Here is a 22,572-nt window from a genome sequence, read left to right on the forward strand (position 1 = left end):
AGCCGGAAATCCGGAACGGGTGCTGCCGTCGTCCGGCATGGGAAGGTCGTGTTGATTTGAAGGAAGGGGAGATGGGAATGGAACGGGAATGGAGTATAGAACTGGGCGGTCCATGGAAGATCCAGCATTTCGAACCGGGAGAGAAACCGGCGCTGGAGCTGGCCGCCCCGGGATTGGACGATCGCTACTGGATCGGCGCCGACGTCCCTGGGGACGTCCACTCGGCATTGATCAGGCGGGGCGTTATCGATTCGCCCTACTACGGGCATAACGACGCGAAATGCCGGTGGATCGAACGCAAGGAATGGTGGTACAGAACTACGTTTACGTTGGATGCTGGACCGGACCCCGCCGCTGGGGAACGCGCCGAGCTGGTCTTCGAAGGCTTGGATACCTTCGCGACCGTGTACGTCAACGGCCACGAAGTCGGGAAGACCGCCAACATGCTGATGTCCCATACGTTTGATGTGACGCGCCTCGTGCGCGGCGGATGGAATTCGCTGGCCGTCAAGTTCGATCCGCTGCACCTCCATCACCGGGACAAAGAGCAGTTCGAATGGTCCTCCTATACCAAAGAACGGCCCTGGCTGCGCAAGGCGGCGATGAACTTCGGCTGGGATTGGGGACCGCGGCTGGTCACGGCGGGCGTCTGGGGCAAGGTTCGCCTGAACCTGCGGCAGCTGGCCAAGCTGGAAGGCTTCTACGCTTATACCGCTTCACTGGCGGAGGATCGCAGCGAGGCGGTTCTCGTCGTCGAAGCGGAGACGAGGGCCTTGGCGAGCGGCGTCCGCGCGGAAGTCGAGCTGAGGCTGCTCGACGCGGAAGGACACGCGGTCGCCGAGGCCGTACGGCCGGTAGAGGAGAGCCGGAAATCGCTCTACACGGGCAGGCGGGCCAAAACGGCCGCGGAGCTCCGGGTTCCCGCTCCGCGCCTGTGGTGGACGCATGACCTCGGCGAACCGTATCTCTACCGCCTTGAGGTTGTACTCCGGGCGGAAGGCCGCGAGGTGGACCGGTACGTTCAGCCCTTCGGCATCCGGACGGTCGAGCTGGCTCTACGCGATGAAGCGGACAACCGCTCGTTCACTTTTGTGCTGAACGGCGTCAAAATATACGCCAAAGGGGCCAATTGGATTCCGGCGGATCATATGATCGGCGCGATTCCGGAGGAGAGATACCGCGAATTGGTGGAGCTGTCCGTGCTGGGGCATATGAATATGCTGCGTGTCTGGGCGGGGGGCATTTACGAGAAGGATGTTTTTTACGAGGAATGCGACCGTCAGGGCGTGCTGGTGTGGCAGGATTTTGCCTTCGCCAACGCGCTTTTCCCGGATTTTAACCGGGATTTCATGGAGAATGTCCGGCAGGAGGTAGCCGACAATGTACGCCGTTTGCGGAACCGGGCTTCCCTGGCGCTCTGGTGCGGGAACAATGAGATCGACTGGTTGGTTGACATGAAATCGGCCGCCGGAGATATTACCGGTCCGTTTTACGGCGAGAGCATTTACCATGAACTGATCCCCGAGCTGTTGGAGGAGCTGGACCCGGCGCGGCCGTATTGGCCTTCCTCGCCCTATGGGGCGGAGGACGGTTTTGACGCCAACGACCCGGGGACGGGGGACCGCCACAATTGGCAGGTCTGGCACGGCTCCGTTTACCCCCGGATGTACGGGGAGCCACCGCGGCTCGACTACAGCATGAAGGGCGTGACGTTCAAAAATTACAAGCGGGACCTCGCGCTGTTCAGCAGCGAATTCGGGATGCATGCCTCGGCCAACCGTTATACTCTGGAGCGGAACATTCCGGCGGGCGAATTTTATTGGGGCAGTCCGGAGATGGCTTACCGGAACAAAGACACGAACCACCAGAAGGGGATCCTGCTGATGGAAAGCTTCACGGGCATTCCCCGCGACATCGAGGAGTACATGAACTTCTCGATGCTCACGCAGGCCGAGGGGCTGAAATACGGCATCGAGCATTACCGCCGCCTGAAGCCGCGCAACAGCGGGGCGCTGGTTTGGCAGCTGAACGACAGCTGGCCGGGAACCAGTTGGTCCATGATCGACTACGAGCTGCTGCCGAAGGCTTCTTATTATTATGGCCGGACCTTTTTTCATCCGCTGCTGCTGTCGCTGGAGCATGAGCCGGGCGAGCCGCTGAAAGTGTGGGTGGTCAACGATACGGCGGATTCGTTGAAAGGGACGGTATCCCTTAAGATTTACCGTCTGGATGACGGCAGCCTCGTGTCCGAGAAGCGGTTTGACTTCGAGGCTGCGGGATTCGCCCCGGCCCAGCGGGTGGGCGAGCTGTCCGAACCGGAGGCGCTGGCGGGCGCCGCGTCCGCGGAGGAAGTGATGGTCGAGCTCACCGCCCAAGGGTTCGGCGCTCCGGCGAACCGCTATTACCTGCGGGACCCGAAGGATCTCCGGTTGCCGCAGGCTTCGCTTGCGGCGGAGATCGACCGGGAGGCCGGCACGGTAACGGTGACGGCGGCGGCCGGCCGGGGCGCGGCCCGGCTGGTGAAGCTGGAGCTGCCGCTGGGGCGGGTCCGCTACAGCGACAACTACTTCGATCTGCTGCCGGGCGAGAGCCGGATCGTGGAGGTGCGGCATCCGGAGGGTCTGCCGCTGCCTTGGGACCGGCTGCGGGTGAGCGCGCTGAACGAATAAAAAAGGTTGACCGAATGCGGGGCGTAATGCCCCGTCGGTCAACCTTTTTTTGAGCTTGAGGGATTAACGGGAGAACCTCCCGTTAATTCAGAACATTTCGCCCTCCGGTAGGGAATTAGCGGGAATTCCTCCCGCTAATCCGCCCAGAAAGGGCCAAAAGTTCAGCAGAGCTCCCGATTAGCGGGAGTTTGTCCCGCTAATCGTTCCGTGTGAGCTTCCAGGCCGGAATTAACGGGAGTTTCTCCCGCTAATTCTTCGCAGGGCCCCGCGAAGTTCCAGCGCCGGCGCACCGGGCCCGGCAGCCCCGGCACCCGGCAGCCCGGGCACCCGGCAGCCCGGGCGCTCTCTTTTACCGGCCCAGGCCCAAGTCCAGTCCGCTTCGCATTACCCTTGGCTGGACGCACCAACGAACCATCTTGGCCGTCCGGGGTACTCCCGCTTACAGGTCGTCAAACCCGTTGTCGTCGCCGACCTTCCCGTAGTTGCGGGACTTGGCTTCGAAGAAGTCCGTCTTGGTCGCGTTCAGCGCTTCATCCGAGAACGGCTTGATCCAAGGCATGCAGTTGACGTCGACGCCTTGGTAGCCTTTTTCCAGGCCCATCAGGGTGAGGCGCTTGTTGGCGATGTATTTGATGTAGTCGGACAGCTCGTTCAGGTCGATGCCGCGCACTTCCTTCAGGGTATAATGCGCCCAGTTGGTTTCGAGCTGTACGGCACGGTCGATCGTGCGGTATACGTAATCCATGTTTTCCTTGGTGTTCAGCTCCGGATAGTCGATCAGCAGTTGCTTGAACACTTCGGCGAAGAAATAGCAGTGCTGGTTCTCGTCGCGCTGAATGTACGAGATCATTTGGCTTGTGCCCATCATCTTCTGGTCGCGGGCCAGATTGTAGAAGAAGGCGAAGGTGCTGTAGAAGAAAATGCCCTCGAGAATCAGGTCCGCCACCAGCGCTTCAAAGAACGACTGCGGCGTCGGTTCGTCGCGGAAGTTTTGATAGATGTCGGAAATGAACTTGTTCCGCTCCAGCAGAACCGGGTCGTGCTTCCAGTATTCGAAGATTTCCTTCTGCTCCTGCTCGGACACGATGGAGGAGAGCACGTAGGAGTACGACTGGTTGTGAACGACTTCCTGCTGACCGATAATCGCCGAGATCGCCTCCAGCGAGGAGTCGGTAAAATACCGTTTCACATCGCCGACGAACATCGTCTGCATCGAATCCAGCACGGCGAGCAGCGAAATGTTGATTTTAAACGTGCGCTGCTCTTCCGGATCAAGCCCCACGAATTGCTGGGCGTCCTTGTTCATCGGAATTTCGTCCGCGATCCAGTGGTTCAGGAGCAGGACTTTGTACAGCTTATACATATGCGGCATGCGGATATCGTTCCAGTTGAGTATTCCCGAGCATTCCCCGCCGATGATGCGCGTGGATTTGTTCGGCGCCTCCGTGTTAAAAATCGTTTGCAGTTGCATGGATTTTCATCTCCTTGATTATATTGAAAGCCTTCGGGCCGGGTTCACCTCCCGCGCTTCTTATGAAGCGCAGGATTCGCATTCCTCGATCGTCAGGGCGCGGCTGCGCACATAGTACGTCGATTTCAGGCCGGCCTTCCAGGCGTGCAGATGCAGGTCCAGGAATTCGCTCGCCTTGATGTCCGGGCGAACGTAGAAGTTGAAGCTCTGCCCTTGGTCCACGTGACGTTGACGGGCGGCGGCCATGTTGATCGACGCGTGCTGGTCGACCATGAACGCCGTCTTGTAGTACCAGATCGTTTTTTCGGACAGATCCGGCGCCGGGTTGGCGATTTTGTACGTCGTTTTCTCTTCGTACGAGAGCAGCTCATACAGCGGATCGATGCTGGCCGTGGAACCGGCGATGATCGACGTCGAACCGTTCGGCGCGATCGCGAACATCCAGGCGTTGCGGACGCCGTTTTCGCGGACCAGCTCGGCCAGTTCTTTCCATTGCTCGGTCGTTACGAACTTGCCCTCACGGGAGCCGTCCGTGTAACCGCGGTATGAGAAGTACTTGCCGTTTTCCCAGTCGGAGCCGGCGAATTTCGGATAGCGTCCTTTTTCTTTGGCGAGCTCCATGCTGGATTTAATCAGCAGGTAGTTGATTTTTTCGTAAAGCGCATCGTTGTAAGCTACGGCTTCGTCGGACTCCCAGCGGATGCCTTCGAGGGCCAGCAGGTGGTGAAGCCCGAACGTACCGAGGCCGATCGCGCGGTATTGGCTGTTGGTGTACTGCGCCTGCAGCACCTCGATGTTGTTGATGTCGATGACGTTGTCGAGCATCCGCGTCTGGATCGGCACGAGGCGGTCCAGAACGCCAGCCGGTACGGCACGGGCCAGGTGGATCGAATTCAAGTTACATACGACGAAATCGCCCGGGATTTTGGAGACGATGATCCGCGTTTGTCCGTCTTTCGTGATCAGTTCTTCTTTTTCCACCACGGTCGGGGTCTGATTCTGCATAATCTCCGTGCACAGGTTGGACGAATAGATCATGCCGTGCGCCCGGTTCGGGTTGGCGCGGTTGACGGTGTCGCGATAGAACATATACGGTGTACCCGTCTCGAGCTGGGACTTCATAATGCGCTTCATGATGTCGATCGCCGGCATCGTGATCCGCGGAAGCGTCGGATGGTTGACGGCCTCTTCGTATTTTTCACGGAAGGAGCCTTTGCCGAACTCCTCATCGTAGAAATCCTCGAGGCCGAGCGGACGGCCGTTCTCGTCTTTCCAGCCCATCGTTTTCTTCACTTCATGCGGACAGAACAGATTCCATTCGCCGCGCTCTTCGACCTTCTCCATAAACAGGTCGGGCAGGCAGACGCCGTGGAACACGTCATGGGCGCGCATCCGCTCGTCCCCGTTGTTCAGCTTAAGATCGAGGAAGGCGAGAATATCTTTATGGAATACGTCGAGGTAAACGGCGATCGCGCCCTTGCGCGTACCGAGCTGATCGACGCTGACAGCGGTGTTGTTCAGCTGGCGAATCCAAGGGATGACGCCGGAGCTGGTGTTTTTGTGACCGCGGATGTCGGAGCCGCGGGCCCGCACCTTGCCCAGGTAGACGCCGATACCGCCGCCCATTTTGCTGAGCCGGGCCACGTCGGTGTTGGAATCGAAGATGCCTTCCAGGGAATCGTCCACCGTGTCGATAAAGCAGCTGGACAGCTGGCCGGCCACTTTTTTGCCCGCATTGGACATCGTCGGCGTCGCCGCCGTCATATAAATGTTGCTCATGGCCCAGTAAGCTTCCTTAACGAGTTCCATGCGCTTCTCCGCGGGCTCTTGGTGCATCAGGTACATGGCGATGACCATATAACGCTCTTGTGGGAGCTCCATGGTGCGGCCTTCGAAATCGGTAGCCAGGTAACGCTCGGCCAGCGTCAGAAGTCCGATATAGTCGAACAGCAGGTCGCGGGACGGGTCGATCGTTTCGCCCAATTCTTCAATTTGCTCTTTGGTGTAGCATTCCAGCAGTTCCTCGCGGTAGATGCCGGCTTTGCACAATTCTACGATCAGATGGTGGAACGATCCGTAAGGTTCTTCCGGGTATGCTTTATAGCGGCGGTTGACGGCCGCTTTTTTGTAGAGCGAGGTCAGCAGCGCGCGTGCGGCCGCGAATTTCCATTCCGGTTCTTCCTTCGTCACCAGCTCAAGCGCCGACATGGTGAACGCATTGCTGATTTCCTCCCCCGTGACTTCGTCGCGTCTCAGCTTCGCGTTGACGCCGCGCAAAAGACGTTCCTTGTCCAAGGTATGTAGTCCGTCCAGAATGCGATCGGCATAGACGCCAAGACGTTCGCTGTCAAACGCGAGCTGGCGGTTGTTGGGTTTATTTACGAGCAGTGGCATGAGTAAATTCCTCGCTTTCTGAGCATGGGGTGATGCCTGGATCGAATCTCTCCGTCAGGCTTAAATCTACAAATCTTAATTCTCAAATTGAGAATATTCAGGGAAAAAGGGGCGTCCGCTGAGGACGCCGTCGGTACTATTTTCGAGCAAGTCTATAAAAAGCATCACAGACCATAAATTATACTAGAAACTTCATAAGCTAGAAAGAGAAAGTTGGCTCCCAAAGCACCGCTTCTCCGGAAGAGAGGCTCTTCGGAATGTCGATCAGCCTCTGGTTGGAGCTGCCCCGGTAGAGCAGGGAGGGGTCGCGCAGTTCCTCGACAAAGCGCCCGTCTACCAACACTTGGCACCGTTCGAGCAGGCGGTATTCGGGCGACCCGGTCTCCGCGTGCTCCGGCGCGGTCAATTCTTCATAGGTATAGCCGCTGTAAATCCAAATCGGCACGGTTCCGGCCGCGGCGCGGAGCCGGTCGATAAACGCCCCGACTTCCGCCGCGGAGAAGAACGGATCGCCGCCCAGCAGGCTTACTCCGCTCAGCAGCGGGTTGTTCGCAATATCGGCGATGATCTCCGCCTCCCGTTCGGGCGTCAGCGGCTCGCCGTAATTGAAATTCCAGGTGGCCGCGCTGAAGCAGCCTTTGCAGTAATGGCGGCACCCGCTGATAAAGATGGCGGCGCGCAGGCCTTCGCCCTCATTGATGGATTCCGGGTAGTAGCCGCAAATATTCATGCGTCGTGCTTGACCCGGTCCCGGACCTCCGCCTGTTTGGCCGCGTTGAAGCGGGTTTGAAAATCGCCGGTCAGATATCCTGTGACGCGGCGCAGGCGGCGGATGTGGACATCGTTCTCGTGACTGCCGCAGGAAGGGCAGTTCGCGCCGATAATCCCCTCGAACCCGCAAGCCGAGCAGCGGTCGATCGGATGGTTGATGCTGAAGTAGCTGACCTGCTGCGAGAGCGCGTATTGCACGATCTTCAGGAACGCCGCCGGATTGCTGCGGGCGTTGCCGTTCAATTCGATATAAGAGATCGCCCCGGCGTTGCAGAGGCCGTGGAACGGCGCTTCGAGCTCTATTTTTTTGGCGGCGCTCAGTTTGTAGTACACCGGAATGTGGAACGAGTTCGTATAGTATTCGCGCTCCACGACGCCCGGTACGGTGCCGTAAAAAGCGCGGTCGCGCTTCGTGAACTTCCCGGACAGCCCCTCCGCCGGCGTGGCGAACAGGGTGATGTTCAAGTTGTGGACTTCGCTCATCCGGTCGCAGTAGTCGCGCATATAGGCGATCAAATCGTAAGCTTTTTTGTAGACCGCTTCATCCTCGCCATGGTGCTTGCCGTACATCGCCTTCATGCATTCCGCAAGTCCGATGAAACCGATGGAAAGGCTGCCGTGCTTCAGCAGGTCGCCGACCGCGTCATCCGGGCCGAGCTGTTCGCCGCCTTCCCATACGCCTTCGCGCATCATGAAATCCGAGGCTTTGGCCTTCTGGGCCGACTGGATTTGGAAGCGGTGCAGCAGGCCCTCGAGGGCGATATCCATATAGTGGTCCAGTTCCCGGTAGAACCCGCGCTCATCGGCTTCCTTCCGCCGGCCCAGCGCGATGCCGTGCTCCAGTCCGAGCTTGACGAGATTGAGCGTATTAAAGGAAAGATTGCCTTTGCCGGACAGGCGGTTCCGGCCGAACCGGTCGCTCAGCACGCGCGTGCGGCAGCCCATGGTGGCGAATTCGGTATCCGGATTCTGCGGATCGTAATGTACCAGGTTCAGCGGCGCGTCCAGATTGGCGAAGTTCGGATAGAGCCGCTTGGCCGAGCATTCGGCCGCCATCAGGAACAGCTCGTAATTCGGTTCGCCCGGATTCTGGTTGACACCCTGTTTGCACTTGAAGATTTGAATCGGAAAAATCGGAGTCTCCCCGCTGCCGAGTCCCCGCATCGTCGCGGTCAGCAGCGAGCGGATAACGAGTTGGCCTTCCGGCGATGTGCAGGTCCCGTAGTTGATGCTGGTGAACGGGATTTGTCCGCCCGCGCGGCTCGACATCGTGTTGAGATTGTGAATCAGGCTTTCCGCGCCCTGGAGCGTTTCGCTTTCGGTTTCTTTTAAGGCGTATTTGAAAGCTCTCGGAAACCGCTCCCGGAGATCGTCGCGGCTCATGGTCACTTCACCGCCGAGATCGGCGGCCGGATCGCCTTCCTCCATATATTCCAGCCCTTTGCGGAAGTATTTGGCGAAGGACTTGGCCACGTAAGGGGCCAGGTCAAAGTCGAGCATGTTGGCGGAGACGCCGCCGTATTGGCTGTTTTGCTGCGACTGGAAAATAATCGCGACGAGCGCCATCGCGGTCATGATCGAGTTCGGCGGTCTGACGCTGCCGTTGCCGGTATTGAAGCCTTCACGGAGCAGTTTGGCGAACGGGATAAAAATGCAGTTCGTCGTTCCGATGGCGTATTGGTCGAGGTCATGCACATAGACCACATTATCTTGAATCGCTTGAACGAGCCGCGGAGGCATAACGAAGTGGTTGGCGTACCATTTGGCGTACTCGCTGCCGAATTTGCTCATTTTGCCCGAGAAGCTTTCCCCGTTCAAATTGGCGTTTTCGCGCAGGACTTCCAAATTGGAGCTGGCCACGATTTCTTCGCCCAGCTTGATGACTTCCTCGAGCATGCCTTCCTTGGCGTTATCGGTATTTGTAGTGAAATGGTTGAGCAGTGCCATGATATGATCTCCTTCCGATTCACAACTGGAAATAAAAAAGCATTCCCAACCCCAGGAGGTCGAAAATGCCCGGATGCGCTCTGAAAACAGCACGTCGCCTATGCGGCGCGCCGGAATGACTTCTATGTATGGCGGCAAGCGGACACCTTGGCCTGTACCTCGCAGGGTTATCGGGTGCCATCCAGACGGGCAGGTCTCCTGGCTTCCGGACCTTCCGGCGCCTTCCCGCGGACGATAGCGTTCGCAGTGGCCTAATGCCGGAGGTTGCTGGCTTATGGGGAGCGAGATCCGGTGGGATCTCACTCTATAAAAGCTTCCGGTTACAGTGGCGGGACCGCAGCGGATTTGCACCGCACTTCCCTATTAAGCCCCGGCATCGTTCTTGTGCCGGTTCACCCGTCTGTACACTATATTTGGTTGTTGTTGTAACATCATAACCCAATATATTGTGTTTGTAAACGGGCGGATAACTAGATTCAAGGTTGAAAAACAGCTGAAAAACAGTCGAAAGCAAACAGGATGCGGGGACTCGGCGACGAAAAAAATATAGTAGATTTTGAGGCAAGATTGTGGCGGACTAGAGGTAAGCGTTTGCTAGGTTGAGAGGGGAAACTGAGCGTAACGTGCGTAACGGAAATAATAGCCGCTATTTTGCATAATATCGCTCGCTCAGAGATTTAACGGAAATGATAGCTGCTATTTTCGAAAATATAGCCTCGGAGGCCCCGGATTTAACGAAATAGCTGCTATTGCGTCCGTTAAAAATATAAATGGGCTGTTTTGGCCGAAATAGCCGCTATAGTTTCCGTTAGAATCCGTTGACGTTCTATGAGCCGGCCAAACTGCTCATTTACGCCCGGCAAACGTAACCTTTTGTCCTTGGCGGATTGAATTCCACGCCCCGAACTTGCTACAATGAATGAAAATCCGGTTAGCGGAAAAACAGGAGGAGATCACATGGCGATCGCGGAAGTGACGGTTATTCCGATCGGTACAGGTTCCACCAGTCTGAGTTCTTATGTTGCCGAACTGCAACAGGTTCTAGCGAAGCAGGAAGGAATCCAATACACCCTGACTTCGATGAGCACGATCATCGAGGGGCCGCTGGATCGAATTTTTGCGGCGATTCGCGCAATCCATGAGGCTCCGTTTCAATCCGGAGCACAGCGCGTCTCCACCTCGGTCAAAATCGACGACCGCCGGGACAAAGAGAGCTCCTCCGAGCAGAAGCTCCGGTCCGTGCAGGATAAACTCGGCCCATCCTGACCCGCGGCGACCGGGCTGCAATTGGAGGCGCGTATTTGCCGAAAATTGACCCTTGCAATATTTTGAAAACCGAGTATAATAATTTTTGTTTCACTTCATAAAAGTGATTCCGCTGGTGTAGCTCAGGGGTAGAGCAACGCACTCGTAATGCGTAGGTCGGGGGTTCAATTCCCTTCACCAGCATCTTTCATAACACAAACACAGCGCGTCTTCCGAGGTTTTCGGGGGGCGCGTTTTTTTGCGCGGGAAATTATTTTGATGCCTTCCGTCGGAGTTCGTCCTCCTTGAGGGTAATGCCGGTATCCAGTATAGTGTTCTCGAAATTGGACAACATACCTTCTACGCGGGTATAGCCTGGGAAGCGGGAAATAACCGCAGGTACAACCCCAATTATTAGTACTTGGCGACGAACAGTGGAATTATAGTGGGGATCGTTAAACCAAATATGTACTTATTCACATTAGGGACTAGGCTCCACGCTTGTCAGCATAACTTAATTTGAAAAGTAATAAGAATGAGGTATGACGTTTTTATTCCGGGGGGAACATGGAAAAGCCTCATTTATTGATGCAATCTGCAATAAGAGCTGGCGCGATGGCTTTCGTAAAATTACTCGGTTTAGTCGGACGAGTCATTTTAGCCAGGATGGTTGGTGCGGAAGGAATCGGCCTGTATCAAATGGCCTACTCGTTTTATGGGTTTGTAATTATGCTTTTTGGGGGAGTGCCTACCGCTCTGGCGATCATTACCGCAAAAAAGCCGGGCCAGGGGTGGCAGCTCCTAAAAATTTTATTATTTGGTTTTATCGTTCTAGGCAGTGTGGTCAGTCTGATTGTTTTTATGGAATCGACATGGCTCGCCAAGCTGCTTGGGAATTCGGATTTAAGCGGTTTATTGAAAAGCATGGCTTTGGCCATTGTGATCGCACCATTGCTGGGGTTGCTGCGGGGATATCTGCAGGGACTCGAACAGTTTGGCATTATAGCCGCCTCGGAAGTCATTGAGCAGGCTGTTCGAATTTTTTTCATGCTGCTGATTGTGTATTATTGTCTGCCATCCGGAATAGGGAATGCCCTGGGAAAGGGTTTGTACGCTACTTTTTTGAGCATGATTTTCTCCTTACTAGTTGTAACGATTTATATCGCTCAAAATAACTTGAACTCTTCAAGCGAGCACCCAAAAAAAGATTCTTTTCCTGTAAAGTGGTTAGTTCAGACATCGTTCTTGATATCCATTACCCGGTTGTTAATCCCTGCCTCTGAATTTTTGGATGCAATCATCATCCCTAACAGATTAATGGCTTCGGGATACAGTTCTGCAGAAGCTACATCCATTTTTGGCATTATCACGGGCATGGCCCTCACCATCGTATACACCCCAACGCTTATTACCGAAGCGCTTAGCTATACATTAACCATGAGAATCGCTTCCGTGTGGCAGCGAAAGGAAGGTAACAAATTTAAAGAACTGCTGCGTATAACCATGAAATTAAGCTGGCTATGGGGTTTAATTTCAACTTCGTTTTTATTCGTTTATGCCGAAGAATTATCCGTGTACATATTTGATACAGATAAACCTAGTGAATTAATCAAATATTTATCCGTTGTTCCTATTATTGTCGGTTTTCGAGAAGTATCCACCAGTATACTTTGGGCTCAGGATATTAAAAAGACTCCATTTACTGGACTGGCCATAGGCATATCCATTTCAACAATTATTCATTATTTTGTCATTGCCATACCGGGGTATGCCTACATTGGAGCGGCTGCGGGCGTATTGACTATGGAAGTGGTTTCGTTGCTTTGGAACTTAGCGGTGTTTAGAAACAAAATGAATATCATCAAGACGATCCCTTCGGCGTTTCTGGATCTCCTGGTCATTGGCGGAATCGGTACTTTTTTGGCTGAAACGAAGTCCAGTACATTATCCAGTTTAATGGATTTTGTTATGAATGGTATTTTCTTCTTCTCTTTAACCGGGATTTATTTTGTTTTGCGGTGTAAGGAAGTGAGTAAAATGAGCTACATGTTCTAAACAGAAAAAATCTAGAAGGTGACCCTATGAAAAATCGTTTAATCTTGTTGTTCTTCAGTGCCTCTTTGTTTATTGGTTCAGGGGCGGTTTCCAGTGAGCCGATCAAGAAAAATCGTCAATATTATGAGGAGAGAAAGGATATTATATGGGAAGTCAAGACGGATCAAAAATTGATCGCTTTAACTTTTGATGATGGACCCGACCCTGAAGAGACCATTGAAATTTTGGATGAGTTAAAAAAATATAATGCAAAATGCACATTTTTTGTGATTGGAAAAAGGGTGGTCGAGTATCCCGACGTTGCCAAAAGGGTTGTGGCTGAAGGTCATGAATTGGCAAATCATACGTATAACCATGTTTACTTTAAAAAATCAAGCTTATTAAGCGAGGTAATACAAGAGCTTCATCAAACTGAAACTGAAATCATGAAAATAACCGGATTTAAAAGCACTTTGTTTCGGCCACCCGGAGGAATTTACAATGATAATGTCATTTTAGCGGCCAAAAAATTAGGATTAATGCCTGTATTATGGTCATGGCATCAAGATACGCGTGATTGGAGCAAACCGGGCGTAAATGCAATTGCCAACAAAGTACTAAAGAATGCAAGAAACGGCGATATTGTGTTAATGCATGATCAAGTTCACGGACATTCGCATACGGTTCAAGCATTAAAAAAGATTTTACCCGAATTAACCAAAAGGGGTTTCAGAGTAGTTACCGTAACAGAACTGATTAATTCGGATGGAGCACGGCAGGTTGGCAAATAAGTTCGTACGAGGCAGGAGATGAGCGCTTTGCTCATCTCTTTTTCTTTGATGGGATTTCTAAGGTGTTTTAACTTATAAAACAGAGTATGACAGTGGGATTGAAAGGAAATTATCCATTGACATATCCCTACTAAACCTATAAGATATGAAACGAACTGACTGACCAGTCAATCTGGAGGGGATGATTTCCATCGCTAACTTAAACCAGTCTAGACTACGGGACGCGAGAAAATCTCAATTGATGGAAATCGCAGTTGAGAGATTTGCAAAATACGGTTATCAGAATACGAAAATTTCTGACATCGTCAATGACGCGGGCGTTGCGCAGGGCACATTTTACTGGTATTTCAAGAGCAAAGAAGCTATAGCTCTCGAAATTATTGAGTCCGGCAGAGAAGCTTTACTTACCGTCATCCAGAGAGGTTATCGTACGGAAGCCGGCTCTGTGCAGGAAATGGTTCAGGGGTCCGGGCGCTTGCTGGCCGATATTTTTAGATTCGCTCAGGAGCACCGGTATTTCATGGAACTACTGCTCACGGGCAATGGAGAAGAGGAAGCCATCCGAAATGCGTTTCGAGAAACCCGCATTGAAATGGAGAAGTCCTTCAGGCGAAATATTGAACGCGCCGTTGAACTGGGGATGCTGCCGAAGTCAACGGATATACATATACGGGCGGCGCTGCTGATGAGCCTGATTGAGGGCATTATTGCGAGATGGCTGTTTGGTCCTAGTCCCGCAGAATCCAATCTGGCTGAACTTACCGTGGATGAATTGGCGGCGGAAGCCGTTCATTTCGAATTTTTCGGATTGCTTGGGATATGACAGGTTCAGACAGCATGAGAAGGAGGATGATGTGAGTTGCTGAAATACGCGCTTAGACGTATAGCCATGATGATTCCAAGTATTGCGGGAATCGTCATGATCACGTTCATCTTGACAAGAATTTTACCGGGGGATCCGGCCCTGATGATTACAGGGGAACAAGCGCTGCCGGAGTTTGTGGACAAAGTTAGGGAAGAGTATGGCTTCAATCAACCGCTGTATATCCAGCTGTGGGATTATATCAAGCAGTTGCTCCGGGGAGATTTGGGGTTTGCCTGGCATACCGGACACTCGGTTGCATCCGATTTTGTCTCACGGTTTCCGGCCACCTTGGAGCTTACCCTGGCGAGCATGTTTGTAGCTTTGATCGTAGCGATTCCTCTCGGCATTGCGGCGGCTTCCCGGCAAAATTCGATTTTTGATCATATAGCCCGGGTGCTTTCCTTTATCGGCTCATCGGTTCCTATTTTTTGGCTGGGATTGCTGCTTATTACGCTATTCTACTCCAAACTTGGATGGCTGCCCGCCCCGATGGGACGTATTAGCGGCGGGATTAATCCGCCGACCCATATCACGGGCTTGTATGTGCTGGATAGCCTACTAAGCTGGGACATGATCGCACTCAAAAGTTCGCTGCATCATTTAATTCTGCCCGCGATCTGCTTGAGCATGGGGACGATGGCGATCGTTACAAAAATGGTGCGGGCGAGCATGCTGGAGGTCATACGGCAGGATTTCATGAGGACGGCCAAAGCAAAGGGATTATCCCATGGAGCGGTTATCTATAAACATGGGCTGATAAATTCGCTAATCCCTTCGCTGACGGTAATCGGATTGCAATTTGGCGCACTGCTTGGCGGAGCCGTAATTACGGAGACGATCTTTGTATGGCCGGGGATCGGGAACTATGTGACGGAGTCGATTCTTTCGGCCGACTATGCCCCCATTCAGGCGATGACACTGATCAGCGCCATATTGTACGGATTCATTAATCTTATTGTCGAATTGCTATATGGGGTGCTTGATCCCCGGGTGAGATATGAATAGATCAACAAAATCAACAAGACCATCATGGGCAAGTTTCATGGGGAGAATCGCGGCAAAAAAACTGTTATTAGTCGGTTTAATCCTGGTTCTCGCATGGGTGATATTGGCGATATTAGCTCCGTGGATTGCGCCGTTTGGCCCCGACGAAATACGGACGGAGGACAAACTGCAAACCCCGAATATGGTGCATTGGTTCGGGACGGATAATTTCGGCAGAGATATTTTCAGCCGGATTTTGTACGGAGCGAGAGTCACGCTTTGGACAGGGATGGTAGCGATCGGAATCGCTTGTATCGTCGGGATTCCGCTTGGTGCGATCGCAGGTTATTTTGGTGGAAAAATCGGAAATTTCATCATGAGGTTGATGGATATTCTGCTCGCTTTTCCATCGCTGATATTGGCTATGGCGCTCGCGGCGTCGATCGGTCCCGGTTTGTTCGGCGCGCTGCTGGCGGTGGGGATCGTGGCGATCCCGGAATTCGCCCGCTTGATGTACGGCCAGACTGTAGTGATTAAAGAGAAGGAATTTATTGAAGCCAGCCGGGCGCTCGGCGTTCGACATTCCTCGATTATTTTTCAGCATATTTTACCGAACGCATTGGCTCCGGTTGTTGTGCAGATTACGCTGGGCTTGGGATCGGCCGTTTTGATCACCTCAAGCCTCAGCTTTCTCGGTCTGGGGGTGAAGCCTCCGACGGCAGAATGGGGGGCTATGATCTCCTATGGCCGCGATTATATTATTTCGGGCGAGTGGTGGATGACGGTGTTCCCGGGCGCTGCTATTGCTACAACCATTTTCGGATTCATATTGCTTGGAGATGGATTGCGTGACGTTCTTGATCCGCATGGCCAGTCCTCTAAACAAAATTCATAACTATAGACCAGGGGTGGAAGACATGAAAAAAAGCAACTTGTTTATCCTTATTTCGGCTTTGCTGGTATTGGCGCTCGCATCGGGCTGCGCGCAAAGCTCCAATCCCAAGGGAGCTGCGGGGAATAATACGGCGACAAAGGCCGAGAACTCCACGGGGGCTGATTCCGCGGCCGGGAAAACCATTACGATCGCTTATTCGCAAGGAGCCGGTCAAACGATGGACCCGCATGAAGCGGCCGACTTGACTTCAGCTTCCTATGCCTTCGCTCTGTATGACACGCTTGTGACCAGCGCAACGGAAGAAGTCGATGGCAAAACCGTGGGACGGACCGATAAAGTCGTTCCTTCGCTGGCTGAATCCTGGAAAGTTTCCGATGATTTGACGACGTATACGTTCACCCTCCGGGACGGTGCCAAGTTCCAAAGCGGCAACCCCGTCAATGCCGATGCCGTCGTGTACTCGTTTGAGCGGGTAAAAACCAAAGGTGAAGGCGGAAGCCTTTATAAGCTGTCGAATATTCAGTCGGTTACGAAAATCGACGACAAAACTGTAGAATTCAAGCTGGGCGCTCCCAACCATTTGTTCCTGAAGTATCTGGCAACCTTTACGTTCTCCATCGTCGATCCATCCGTGGCCAAAGACCAGCCGGAGGATTACTTAACGCAGCATTCCGCGGGTTCCGGAGCTTTTAAACTTGAAAAATGGGATCCCGCCACAGAAGCCGTATTTGTAGCCAACAAAGACTACTGGAATGGTGCCCCTAAGGTTGACAAAGTTATCGTTAAATATGTAGCGGAAGCATCGAACCGCGAAATGTTCCTTGAAAAAGGAGAGGTCGATGTGGCGCTCGATATCCCGGCAAAAGACGTAGAGAGCCTGTCGAAGAAAGACAACATCACGATCAGCTCGGAATCGTCCAACCGGATCGTGTATCTTGGCATGAACGCGAATTTCAAGCCGTTCGATCAGTTGAAGGTGAGACAAGCCATCAACTATGTTATCGATCAAAACAAGTTGATCCAGGATGTTGCCTTCGGGCAAGCATCTCCACTGAAAAGCTCGATTTCCAGCAAATCTCCGGATTTTACCGCCGAGGGAAATGAATATGAATACAACCCGGAAAAAGCTAAAGCGTTGATGAAAGAAGCGGGCTATGAGAACGGATTTACCTTTGATCTGACGGTAAACTCCTCCACCCAGGATTATGAAGATATCGCGGTCTTGCTTAAAGCCGAGCTTGAGAAAATCGGAGTAACCCTGAACATTAACAAAGTAGCTCCGGCGCAATACCGCGAACTGATCAACAATAAAAAAGCGGCGGCTTTTCTCGGCAAATATACTTCACTGGTAAATGACCCATCCTATCATTATGGATTCCTGCTGGATAGTAAAGGTGCTTCCAACTACACGGGTTACAATAGCAAAATCGTTGATGACCTGTTGGCGCAGGCGAATGTCGAGCCGGATGATGCGAAGCGGTCGGAGCTGTACAAACAAGTACAGAAACAGGTGACGGCGGATTCCCCTTGGGCTTATCTCTATGAAAGCAATCTGATTGTCGGAATCAGCAAGGGCGTAAACGGGTACATCTTCTACCCGGATGAAATTATCCGTTTCAGCTCATTGTACAAATAAGAAGAAGGGACCCCCGAGCCGAAGGGCAGGGGGTCTTACCTACTTTAATTCATCGGGGGAGGCCGCTATGACAAAGCTCTTGGAAATAGATCAGCTGTCTATCGATTTCGCCAATGGTTCGTGCCCGATTCGGGTAGTGGGCGGTGTTAGCCTGGAGCTTGAGGCCGGGGAAACGCTTGGCATTGTCGGAGAGTCCGGCAGCGGAAAGAGCGTGACCTCGTTATCCATTATGCGACTTCTTCCCGAGGGTTTGGCCAAGGTAGCCGAGGGAGATATTCGTTACCGTGGAAAGAGTCTGCTGAACATGTCGGAGTCCGAAATGCAAAAGGTGCGCGGCAATCACATCTCCACGATCTTTCAAGAGCCGATGACGGCCTTGAACCCGGTCTTTAAGATCGGCCGTCAAGTTCGAGAATCGATCCGACAGCACTCGAAGAAGAGTAAAAGAGAGGCGCATCGGGAAGCGATCGCTCTGCTCGGCGAAGTCGGCATTTCCGCGCCGGAGCAAATTATGGAGGCCTATCCGCACCAGCTATCGGGAGGGATGCGGCAGCGCGTACTGATTGCGATGGCGATGGCGTCCAACCCGGATATTCTGATTGCGGATGAACCTACGACGGCCTTGGACGTGACGATTCAGGCGCAAATTCTCGAGCTGATGAAGAAGCTGCAGAAGGAGCGGGGAACCGCGATTATTTTTATTACCCATGACCTGGGAGTCGTGGCTGAAATGTGTGACCGGGTGGCGGTGATGTATGCCGGTCAAATCGTGGAACAGGGGGACGTGCGGACGATATTTAAGGAGCCCAAGCATCCTTATACGGTCGGCCTCTTGAATTCAATGCCGCAATTTTCGGGAGAAAAAACACGCCTGGAAGCGATAGCCGGACAGGTTCCTCATCCTTCGGAATTTTTGCCGGGGTGCCGGTTTGCCCAGCGCTGCCCTTCCAGAATGGATTTGTGCGAGAGCGTGGAGCCGGCTCTGTACGATTTTGGCGGCAAGCATAAATGCAAGTGCCATCTCTATAGGAGGGATACGGATGCTGCCCATTCTTGAAATCAAAGAGTTAAAGAAGCATTATCCCGTAAAAACGGGGCTGTTCGGCCGGGTCACCGGCGTTGCCAAATCCCTCGACGGCGTCTCGTTTTCGGTTAAGAAAGGGGAAACATTCGCGGTCGTGGGGGAATCGGGTTCGGGGAAAACCACCTTGGGCAAAACCGTACTTCGATTAATCGAACCTACTTCCGGGAGCATCCTGTTCGACGGGACGGACATTACGGAACTGGGAACGGAGCCGATGAGAAAGCTAAAGACCGACATGCAAATGGTATTTCAGGACCCGTTCGGTTCCCTTGATCCGAAGTGGACCGTTCGCCGGATTTTGGAAGAGCCGCTGCGTACCCATTACAAACTGCCGCAAGAAGAACTTCTAAAGAAAGTGAATGATATTCTCGAAGTGGTAGGGCTGACGGCAAAACATGCCTCGCGATATCCGCATGAACTGTCGGGCGGGCAGCGGCAAAGAGTAGGGATCGCCCGGGCGCTGATTCTCGAGCCTAAATTTATCGTGTTTGATGAGCCGGTGTCGGCGTTGGATGTGTCTATCCAAGCTCAGGTTCTGACCCTGCTGGAGGATCTGCAAAGCCGCCTGTCCCTTACCTATCTGTTCATTTCCCATGACTTGTCGGTTGTGCGCTATATTAGCGATCAAGTCGGGGTTATGTATTTGGGGAAAATGATGGAGATTGGCCCCTCGGAGGAACTGTTCACGAACCCGCTCCATCCCTATACGAAGGCGCTCATTTCGGCTATTCCGGAGCCGGATATGGACAAGCGAAGAGAGCGGATCGTTCTGTCCGGGGAGGTGCCGAGTCCGCGTAAACCGCCTTCAGGCTGCGTATTCCATACCCGTTGTCCCCATGCCATGCCGGAGTGCGGGAGCGTTCAGCCGGAATGGCTGGAAGTATCGGCCAATCGGTATACGGCTTGTCATTTATATCATAAATAAAACAAAGAAAGTGGGCTAAAAACATGCAAGTAACGACAACATGGCAAGGTAAGAAGTTTTTTCAAGCAGCGGGTCCTTCCGGCTACGTAGTAAACATGGATGCAACTCCGCAATGGGGAGGAGAAGGCAACGGCGCTTCGCCCGTGGAGGTGTTATTGGCAAGCTTGGCGGGTTGTATCGGTATGGACGTAACCATGATTCTGGAGAACTTTTTGTCCTCGATCAATAAAATAGAGATTGTAACGAACGGAGTGCGCAAGGAAGAGCCGCCCAAAGGATTTACCGCGATCGAGCTCATTTTTAAAGTGGATGGCGATATTCCCGATTACCGAATTTGGAAGGCCATCGAACTTGGGACGGCGAAATATTGTTCCGTATCGGATTCACTGAGTGCGACCATCACGCATAGACTCATTCTGAACGGCGTGGAAGTGTTTAAATAACGATATGCCGCTGTCGCACCGGCGGCCGCAAACACATTACGCTCGGGCAGGACAAAGCACAGCGCGGTTTCCGAAATTAGGAAATCGCGCTTTTTTGCTGCGTTCCGTCAGGCTCTCCGGCCCATATATTTGTCATACAACATGATGGTTAGAATCAACCAGCAACCGCTGACGAAATAACCGCCGATGACGTCACTCGGGTAATGCACTCCCAAATAAATGCGGCTGGTTCCGATAGCGAATATAAACAGCGAACTTAGTATTATGACCGACGAACGGCCTAATAAAGAGGGGATATGGCTCCAAATCAGATAAGCAAGGGCTCCGTAGAAACTGAATGCGGCCATGGAATGCCCGCTCGGAAAACTGTAGCCCGCAACTTCGATCAACCGGTGAATGTCGGGCCGCACACGGTGGAACAGCGTTTTGAGGCCCCAATTGATCAGGGTTGAACCGAGCATCACAACGGCCAGAAAAATCAGCTCCTTCCGGTGCCCCAAGAACGTATGCAAAATGACCATGACCGTGATCATCAAGAGAATCAGCGGCAGCCCTCCGCCGATGGTTGTAAATAGCTTCATAACGATGGTCAATGACGGCGTTTCCCATCCCTGAACCGAAGCGGTTATGATTCTATCAAAATCGCGAATTTGATCCCCTCGGATATTTAGGGCTGTCCAACCAAAGCCGAGAATGCAGACGATGAGTACAGCTATGGGGAAGAAAGGTTTTATTTTGAGCATATGATGGCCGGTCCTTATGGTTTCTGTTTATCGTCGATGTAATTCCAGTTAGCCTTAGATACGGTATCCATGCCTAAGGATTCCATGTTGGCGATGGCTTCAGTAAGCTTCTCGCTATATTTACCCTCTTTGAGATCGGTACTTGCCTCGATCACGGTTCGATCTTTATTTTTATAAGCCAGATCCAAATAAGTAATATTTCCGTCTTCGTTGTTCAATTCCATCCTTAAGTTTTCTTTCCCGTTGTTCACGATCTTATAACTAAATGTGGTCTCGACCCCATTAAAGACTTGCGTGAAGGAATCCCCAGTAAGGTAGATATCATAGCTAGTGTTCATCTTCGTGTCCGTTACTTTCCAATGTCCTGAAAGATCGTCCTTAGAAGTCCCGCAACCGGAAAAAATAACAAATAAAGAGATACAAATAAGGAAAGTCAGGCTGTGCTTACACTTGTTTTGTGACATGCCGGTTAGCCCCCAAAAATAAAATTAATGATTTTAATAGTTTAGCACAATCGTCAGCGGGATGCAGGGGAAGGCACTGGCGCTGGTCGGATTAAGTTTCTTAACTGGAAAATTATATAATTCAGGAGAAAGTAAGTTTGATATAATGAAATGACTGAAGAACTATTTTATGGGGGAAGAATATGGCCTATTGTCCTAACTGTGGAACCCGAAATAATGCGGGAGCAAGATTTTGTACCAACTGTGGAAACTCCTTAGGTGTTAGCTCACATAATGAACAATTCGAGAAAGTGACTCACACCCCGGTAAGCACCGATTCTCAGCCGAGAAGAGACAATCTATTCAAACCCGGTCCTATATTGTTTTCGGGACTGCTCTTCTCGCCCCTTTTGCCGGCGATATTCACAAGCATAAACCTTAAAAGGCGGGGCTTGACGAAAGTATGGGGTTGGACGTTATTGTCCGGTATTATAGGCTTAGTTGCTTTGATCTGTGCATACGGAATATTTGAAATCCCGTTCAAAGTATGCATCGTAGTCAACTTCGTTATTTCATATTTATTTTATTCTTTTGAGAAGCGCCTTATTGCGAATGAGAAATCAAATGAGAATGTCCTTAATAAAGGAGAGTACTATCGGAAAGTATCGATTGCCCTAACCGTCGTTTTCACCTTTTTTATTTCATGGTCACTATATCAGACCTTTAATTCGGCCACCGAAATTGTTTTCGGTACCGGACTCAACGCGGATGGTTCTATTGCGGGGGAAACCCATGAATTTACCTTGGATCAACCGATTACAATCGGTTTCAACAAATCCGTAGGATCGCTCAAGGCATCTTCAGTTAGGATCACGTTGCTGGATCAAGAAGATAATGAGAACCTTATACATAGTTTCGACGTAGAGGTTGATCCTACCTGGGAGGGGGCATTTCTTGACCTAAAGCCGGGCTGTGTTGATGATATAGGGTTTGGAAAATATATACTGAGGATTTTTATACAGGACAAACTTGTCGCAGAGGGGAACTTCCAAATCGAATAAAGATTAAGAAATGATGCCAGCCTATCGGAGAACCACCGGAGCTGGCATTGTTTTTTGTATAGGATGCGGATGGATTCAAAATGGGCTTGGGAATGGGTTTCGTAGAATTCGAAATCATTGACAGCGGGCCATAAAAGTGAAATAATTTATATATGATCAATCATTCATATG

The 22,572-nt window shown here is 52.1% G+C and carries 18 protein-coding genes, 1 tRNA gene, 1 pseudogene and 1 riboswitch; of the genes and pseudogenes, 14 read left to right on the plus strand and 6 right to left on the minus strand.

Annotation, left to right across the window (positions count from 1 at the left end):
• Positions 1 to 77: 77 nt before the first annotated feature.
• Positions 78 to 2,669, plus strand: a complete 2,592-nt coding sequence (locus tag FRY98_RS20785; protein ID WP_211373337.1) for a beta-mannosidase — start codon at positions 78 to 80, stop codon at positions 2,667 to 2,669.
• A gap of 439 nt (positions 2,670 to 3,108) precedes the next feature.
• On the opposite strand, the gene FRY98_RS20790 is transcribed toward FRY98_RS20785, so the two are convergent.
• From FRY98_RS20790 to FRY98_RS20805, 4 genes are all read right to left on the minus strand, one after another.
• Positions 3,109 to 4,140: a ribonucleotide-diphosphate reductase subunit beta gene (locus FRY98_RS20790; RefSeq protein WP_148455537.1), complete on the minus strand. Its 1,032-nt coding sequence runs from the start codon at positions 4,138 to 4,140 to the stop codon at positions 3,109 to 3,111.
• Between the two features lie 60 nt (positions 4,141 to 4,200).
• Complete coding sequence (locus FRY98_RS20795) at positions 4,201 to 6,534, minus strand: ribonucleoside-diphosphate reductase subunit alpha (protein ID WP_148455539.1); 2,334 nt, start codon at positions 6,532 to 6,534, stop codon at positions 4,201 to 4,203.
• Positions 6,535 to 6,733: 199 nt separating this feature from the next.
• Complete coding sequence (nrdG, locus tag FRY98_RS20800) at positions 6,734 to 7,264, minus strand: anaerobic ribonucleoside-triphosphate reductase activating protein (protein WP_148455541.1); 531 nt, start codon at positions 7,262 to 7,264, stop codon at positions 6,734 to 6,736.
• The gene (locus FRY98_RS20805; RefSeq protein WP_148455543.1) at positions 7,261 to 9,252 is read right to left on the minus strand and encodes an anaerobic ribonucleoside triphosphate reductase; all 1,992 of its coding nucleotides are present in this window, start codon (positions 9,250 to 9,252) and stop codon (positions 7,261 to 7,263) included. The genes nrdG and FRY98_RS20805 overlap by 4 nt, the downstream gene beginning before the upstream one ends.
• Positions 9,253 to 9,423: 171 nt before the next feature.
• Positions 9,424 to 9,667: riboswitch (cobalamin riboswitch) on the minus strand.
• 542 nt (positions 9,668 to 10,209) lie between these two features.
• On the opposite strand from FRY98_RS20805, the gene FRY98_RS20810 reads away from it, so the two are divergent.
• The 11 genes from FRY98_RS20810 to FRY98_RS20860 all read left to right on the plus strand — a co-directional run bounded on the left by FRY98_RS20810 (position 10,210) and on the right by FRY98_RS20860 (position 20,154).
• On the plus strand, positions 10,210 to 10,518 hold the full coding sequence (locus FRY98_RS20810) for an MTH1187 family thiamine-binding protein (RefSeq protein WP_148455545.1): 309 nt from the start codon (positions 10,210 to 10,212) through the stop codon (positions 10,516 to 10,518).
• A 111-nt stretch (positions 10,519 to 10,629) separates the two neighbouring features.
• A tRNA-Thr gene (locus tag FRY98_RS20815) sits at positions 10,630 to 10,701 on the plus strand.
• Positions 10,702 to 11,064: 363 nt separating this feature from the next.
• Entirely contained in the window at positions 11,065 to 12,552 is a 1,488-nt protein-coding gene (locus FRY98_RS20820) for an oligosaccharide flippase family protein (RefSeq protein WP_148455547.1), read from the plus strand.
• Between the two features lie 26 nt (positions 12,553 to 12,578).
• Positions 12,579 to 13,322: a polysaccharide deacetylase family protein gene (locus FRY98_RS20825; RefSeq protein WP_148455549.1), complete on the plus strand. Its 744-nt coding sequence runs from the start codon at positions 12,579 to 12,581 to the stop codon at positions 13,320 to 13,322.
• A 241-nt stretch (positions 13,323 to 13,563) separates the two neighbouring features.
• A complete protein-coding gene (locus FRY98_RS20830) occupies positions 13,564 to 14,145 on the plus strand; it encodes a TetR/AcrR family transcriptional regulator (RefSeq protein ID WP_148455943.1) in 582 nt (193 codons plus the stop codon).
• A 36-nt stretch (positions 14,146 to 14,181) separates the two neighbouring features.
• On the plus strand, positions 14,182 to 15,192 hold the full coding sequence (locus tag FRY98_RS20835; protein ID WP_148455551.1) for an ABC transporter permease: 1,011 nt from the start codon (positions 14,182 to 14,184) through the stop codon (positions 15,190 to 15,192).
• Positions 15,193 to 15,229: 37 nt separating this feature from the next.
• Positions 15,230 to 16,066, plus strand: a complete 837-nt coding sequence (locus FRY98_RS20840) for an ABC transporter permease (RefSeq protein ID WP_249043484.1) — start codon at positions 15,230 to 15,232, stop codon at positions 16,064 to 16,066.
• 22 nt (positions 16,067 to 16,088) lie between these two features.
• Positions 16,089 to 17,702, plus strand: coding sequence for an ABC transporter substrate-binding protein (locus FRY98_RS20845; RefSeq protein ID WP_148455555.1), 1,614 nt, complete (start codon positions 16,089 to 16,091; stop codon positions 17,700 to 17,702).
• A gap of 67 nt (positions 17,703 to 17,769) precedes the next feature.
• On the plus strand, positions 17,770 to 18,759 hold the full coding sequence (locus tag FRY98_RS20850; RefSeq protein ID WP_148455557.1) for an ABC transporter ATP-binding protein: 990 nt from the start codon (positions 17,770 to 17,772) through the stop codon (positions 18,757 to 18,759).
• Positions 18,743 to 19,711: an ABC transporter ATP-binding protein gene (locus FRY98_RS20855; RefSeq protein WP_148455560.1), complete on the plus strand. Its 969-nt coding sequence runs from the start codon at positions 18,743 to 18,745 to the stop codon at positions 19,709 to 19,711. Before FRY98_RS20850 ends, FRY98_RS20855 begins: the two co-directional genes overlap by 17 nt.
• 23 nt (positions 19,712 to 19,734) lie before the next feature.
• The gene (locus tag FRY98_RS20860; protein ID WP_148455562.1) at positions 19,735 to 20,154 is read left to right on the plus strand and encodes an OsmC family protein; all 420 of its coding nucleotides are present in this window, start codon (positions 19,735 to 19,737) and stop codon (positions 20,152 to 20,154) included.
• A gap of 107 nt (positions 20,155 to 20,261) precedes the next feature.
• Here FRY98_RS20860 and FRY98_RS20865 read toward each other — a convergent pair whose 3' ends face one another.
• Complete coding sequence (locus FRY98_RS20865; protein WP_246565575.1) at positions 20,262 to 20,747, minus strand: phosphatase PAP2 family protein; 486 nt, start codon at positions 20,745 to 20,747, stop codon at positions 20,262 to 20,264.
• 164 nt (positions 20,748 to 20,911) lie between these two features.
• Complete coding sequence (locus FRY98_RS20870) at positions 20,912 to 21,361, minus strand: hypothetical protein (protein ID WP_148455566.1); 450 nt, start codon at positions 21,359 to 21,361, stop codon at positions 20,912 to 20,914.
• Positions 21,362 to 21,543: 182 nt separating this feature from the next.
• Between FRY98_RS20870 and FRY98_RS29510 the strand changes: the two are divergent.
• Both FRY98_RS29510 and FRY98_RS20875 read left to right on the plus strand, forming a co-directional pair.
• A pseudogene (locus tag FRY98_RS29510) lies at positions 21,544 to 21,612 on the plus strand (zinc-ribbon domain-containing protein); the annotation flags it as partial.
• Positions 21,613 to 21,792: 180 nt separating this feature from the next.
• Positions 21,793 to 22,401 carry a hypothetical protein gene (locus tag FRY98_RS20875; protein WP_249043485.1) on the plus strand — a complete coding sequence of 203 codons (609 nt, stop codon included), beginning with the start codon at positions 21,793 to 21,795 and terminating at the stop codon, positions 22,399 to 22,401.
• Positions 22,402 to 22,572: the final 171 nt, after the last annotated feature.

This window comes from Paenibacillus faecis, from assembly GCF_008084145.1.
GTDB classification, from domain to species: domain Bacteria; phylum Bacillota; class Bacilli; order Paenibacillales; family Paenibacillaceae; genus Fontibacillus; species Fontibacillus faecis.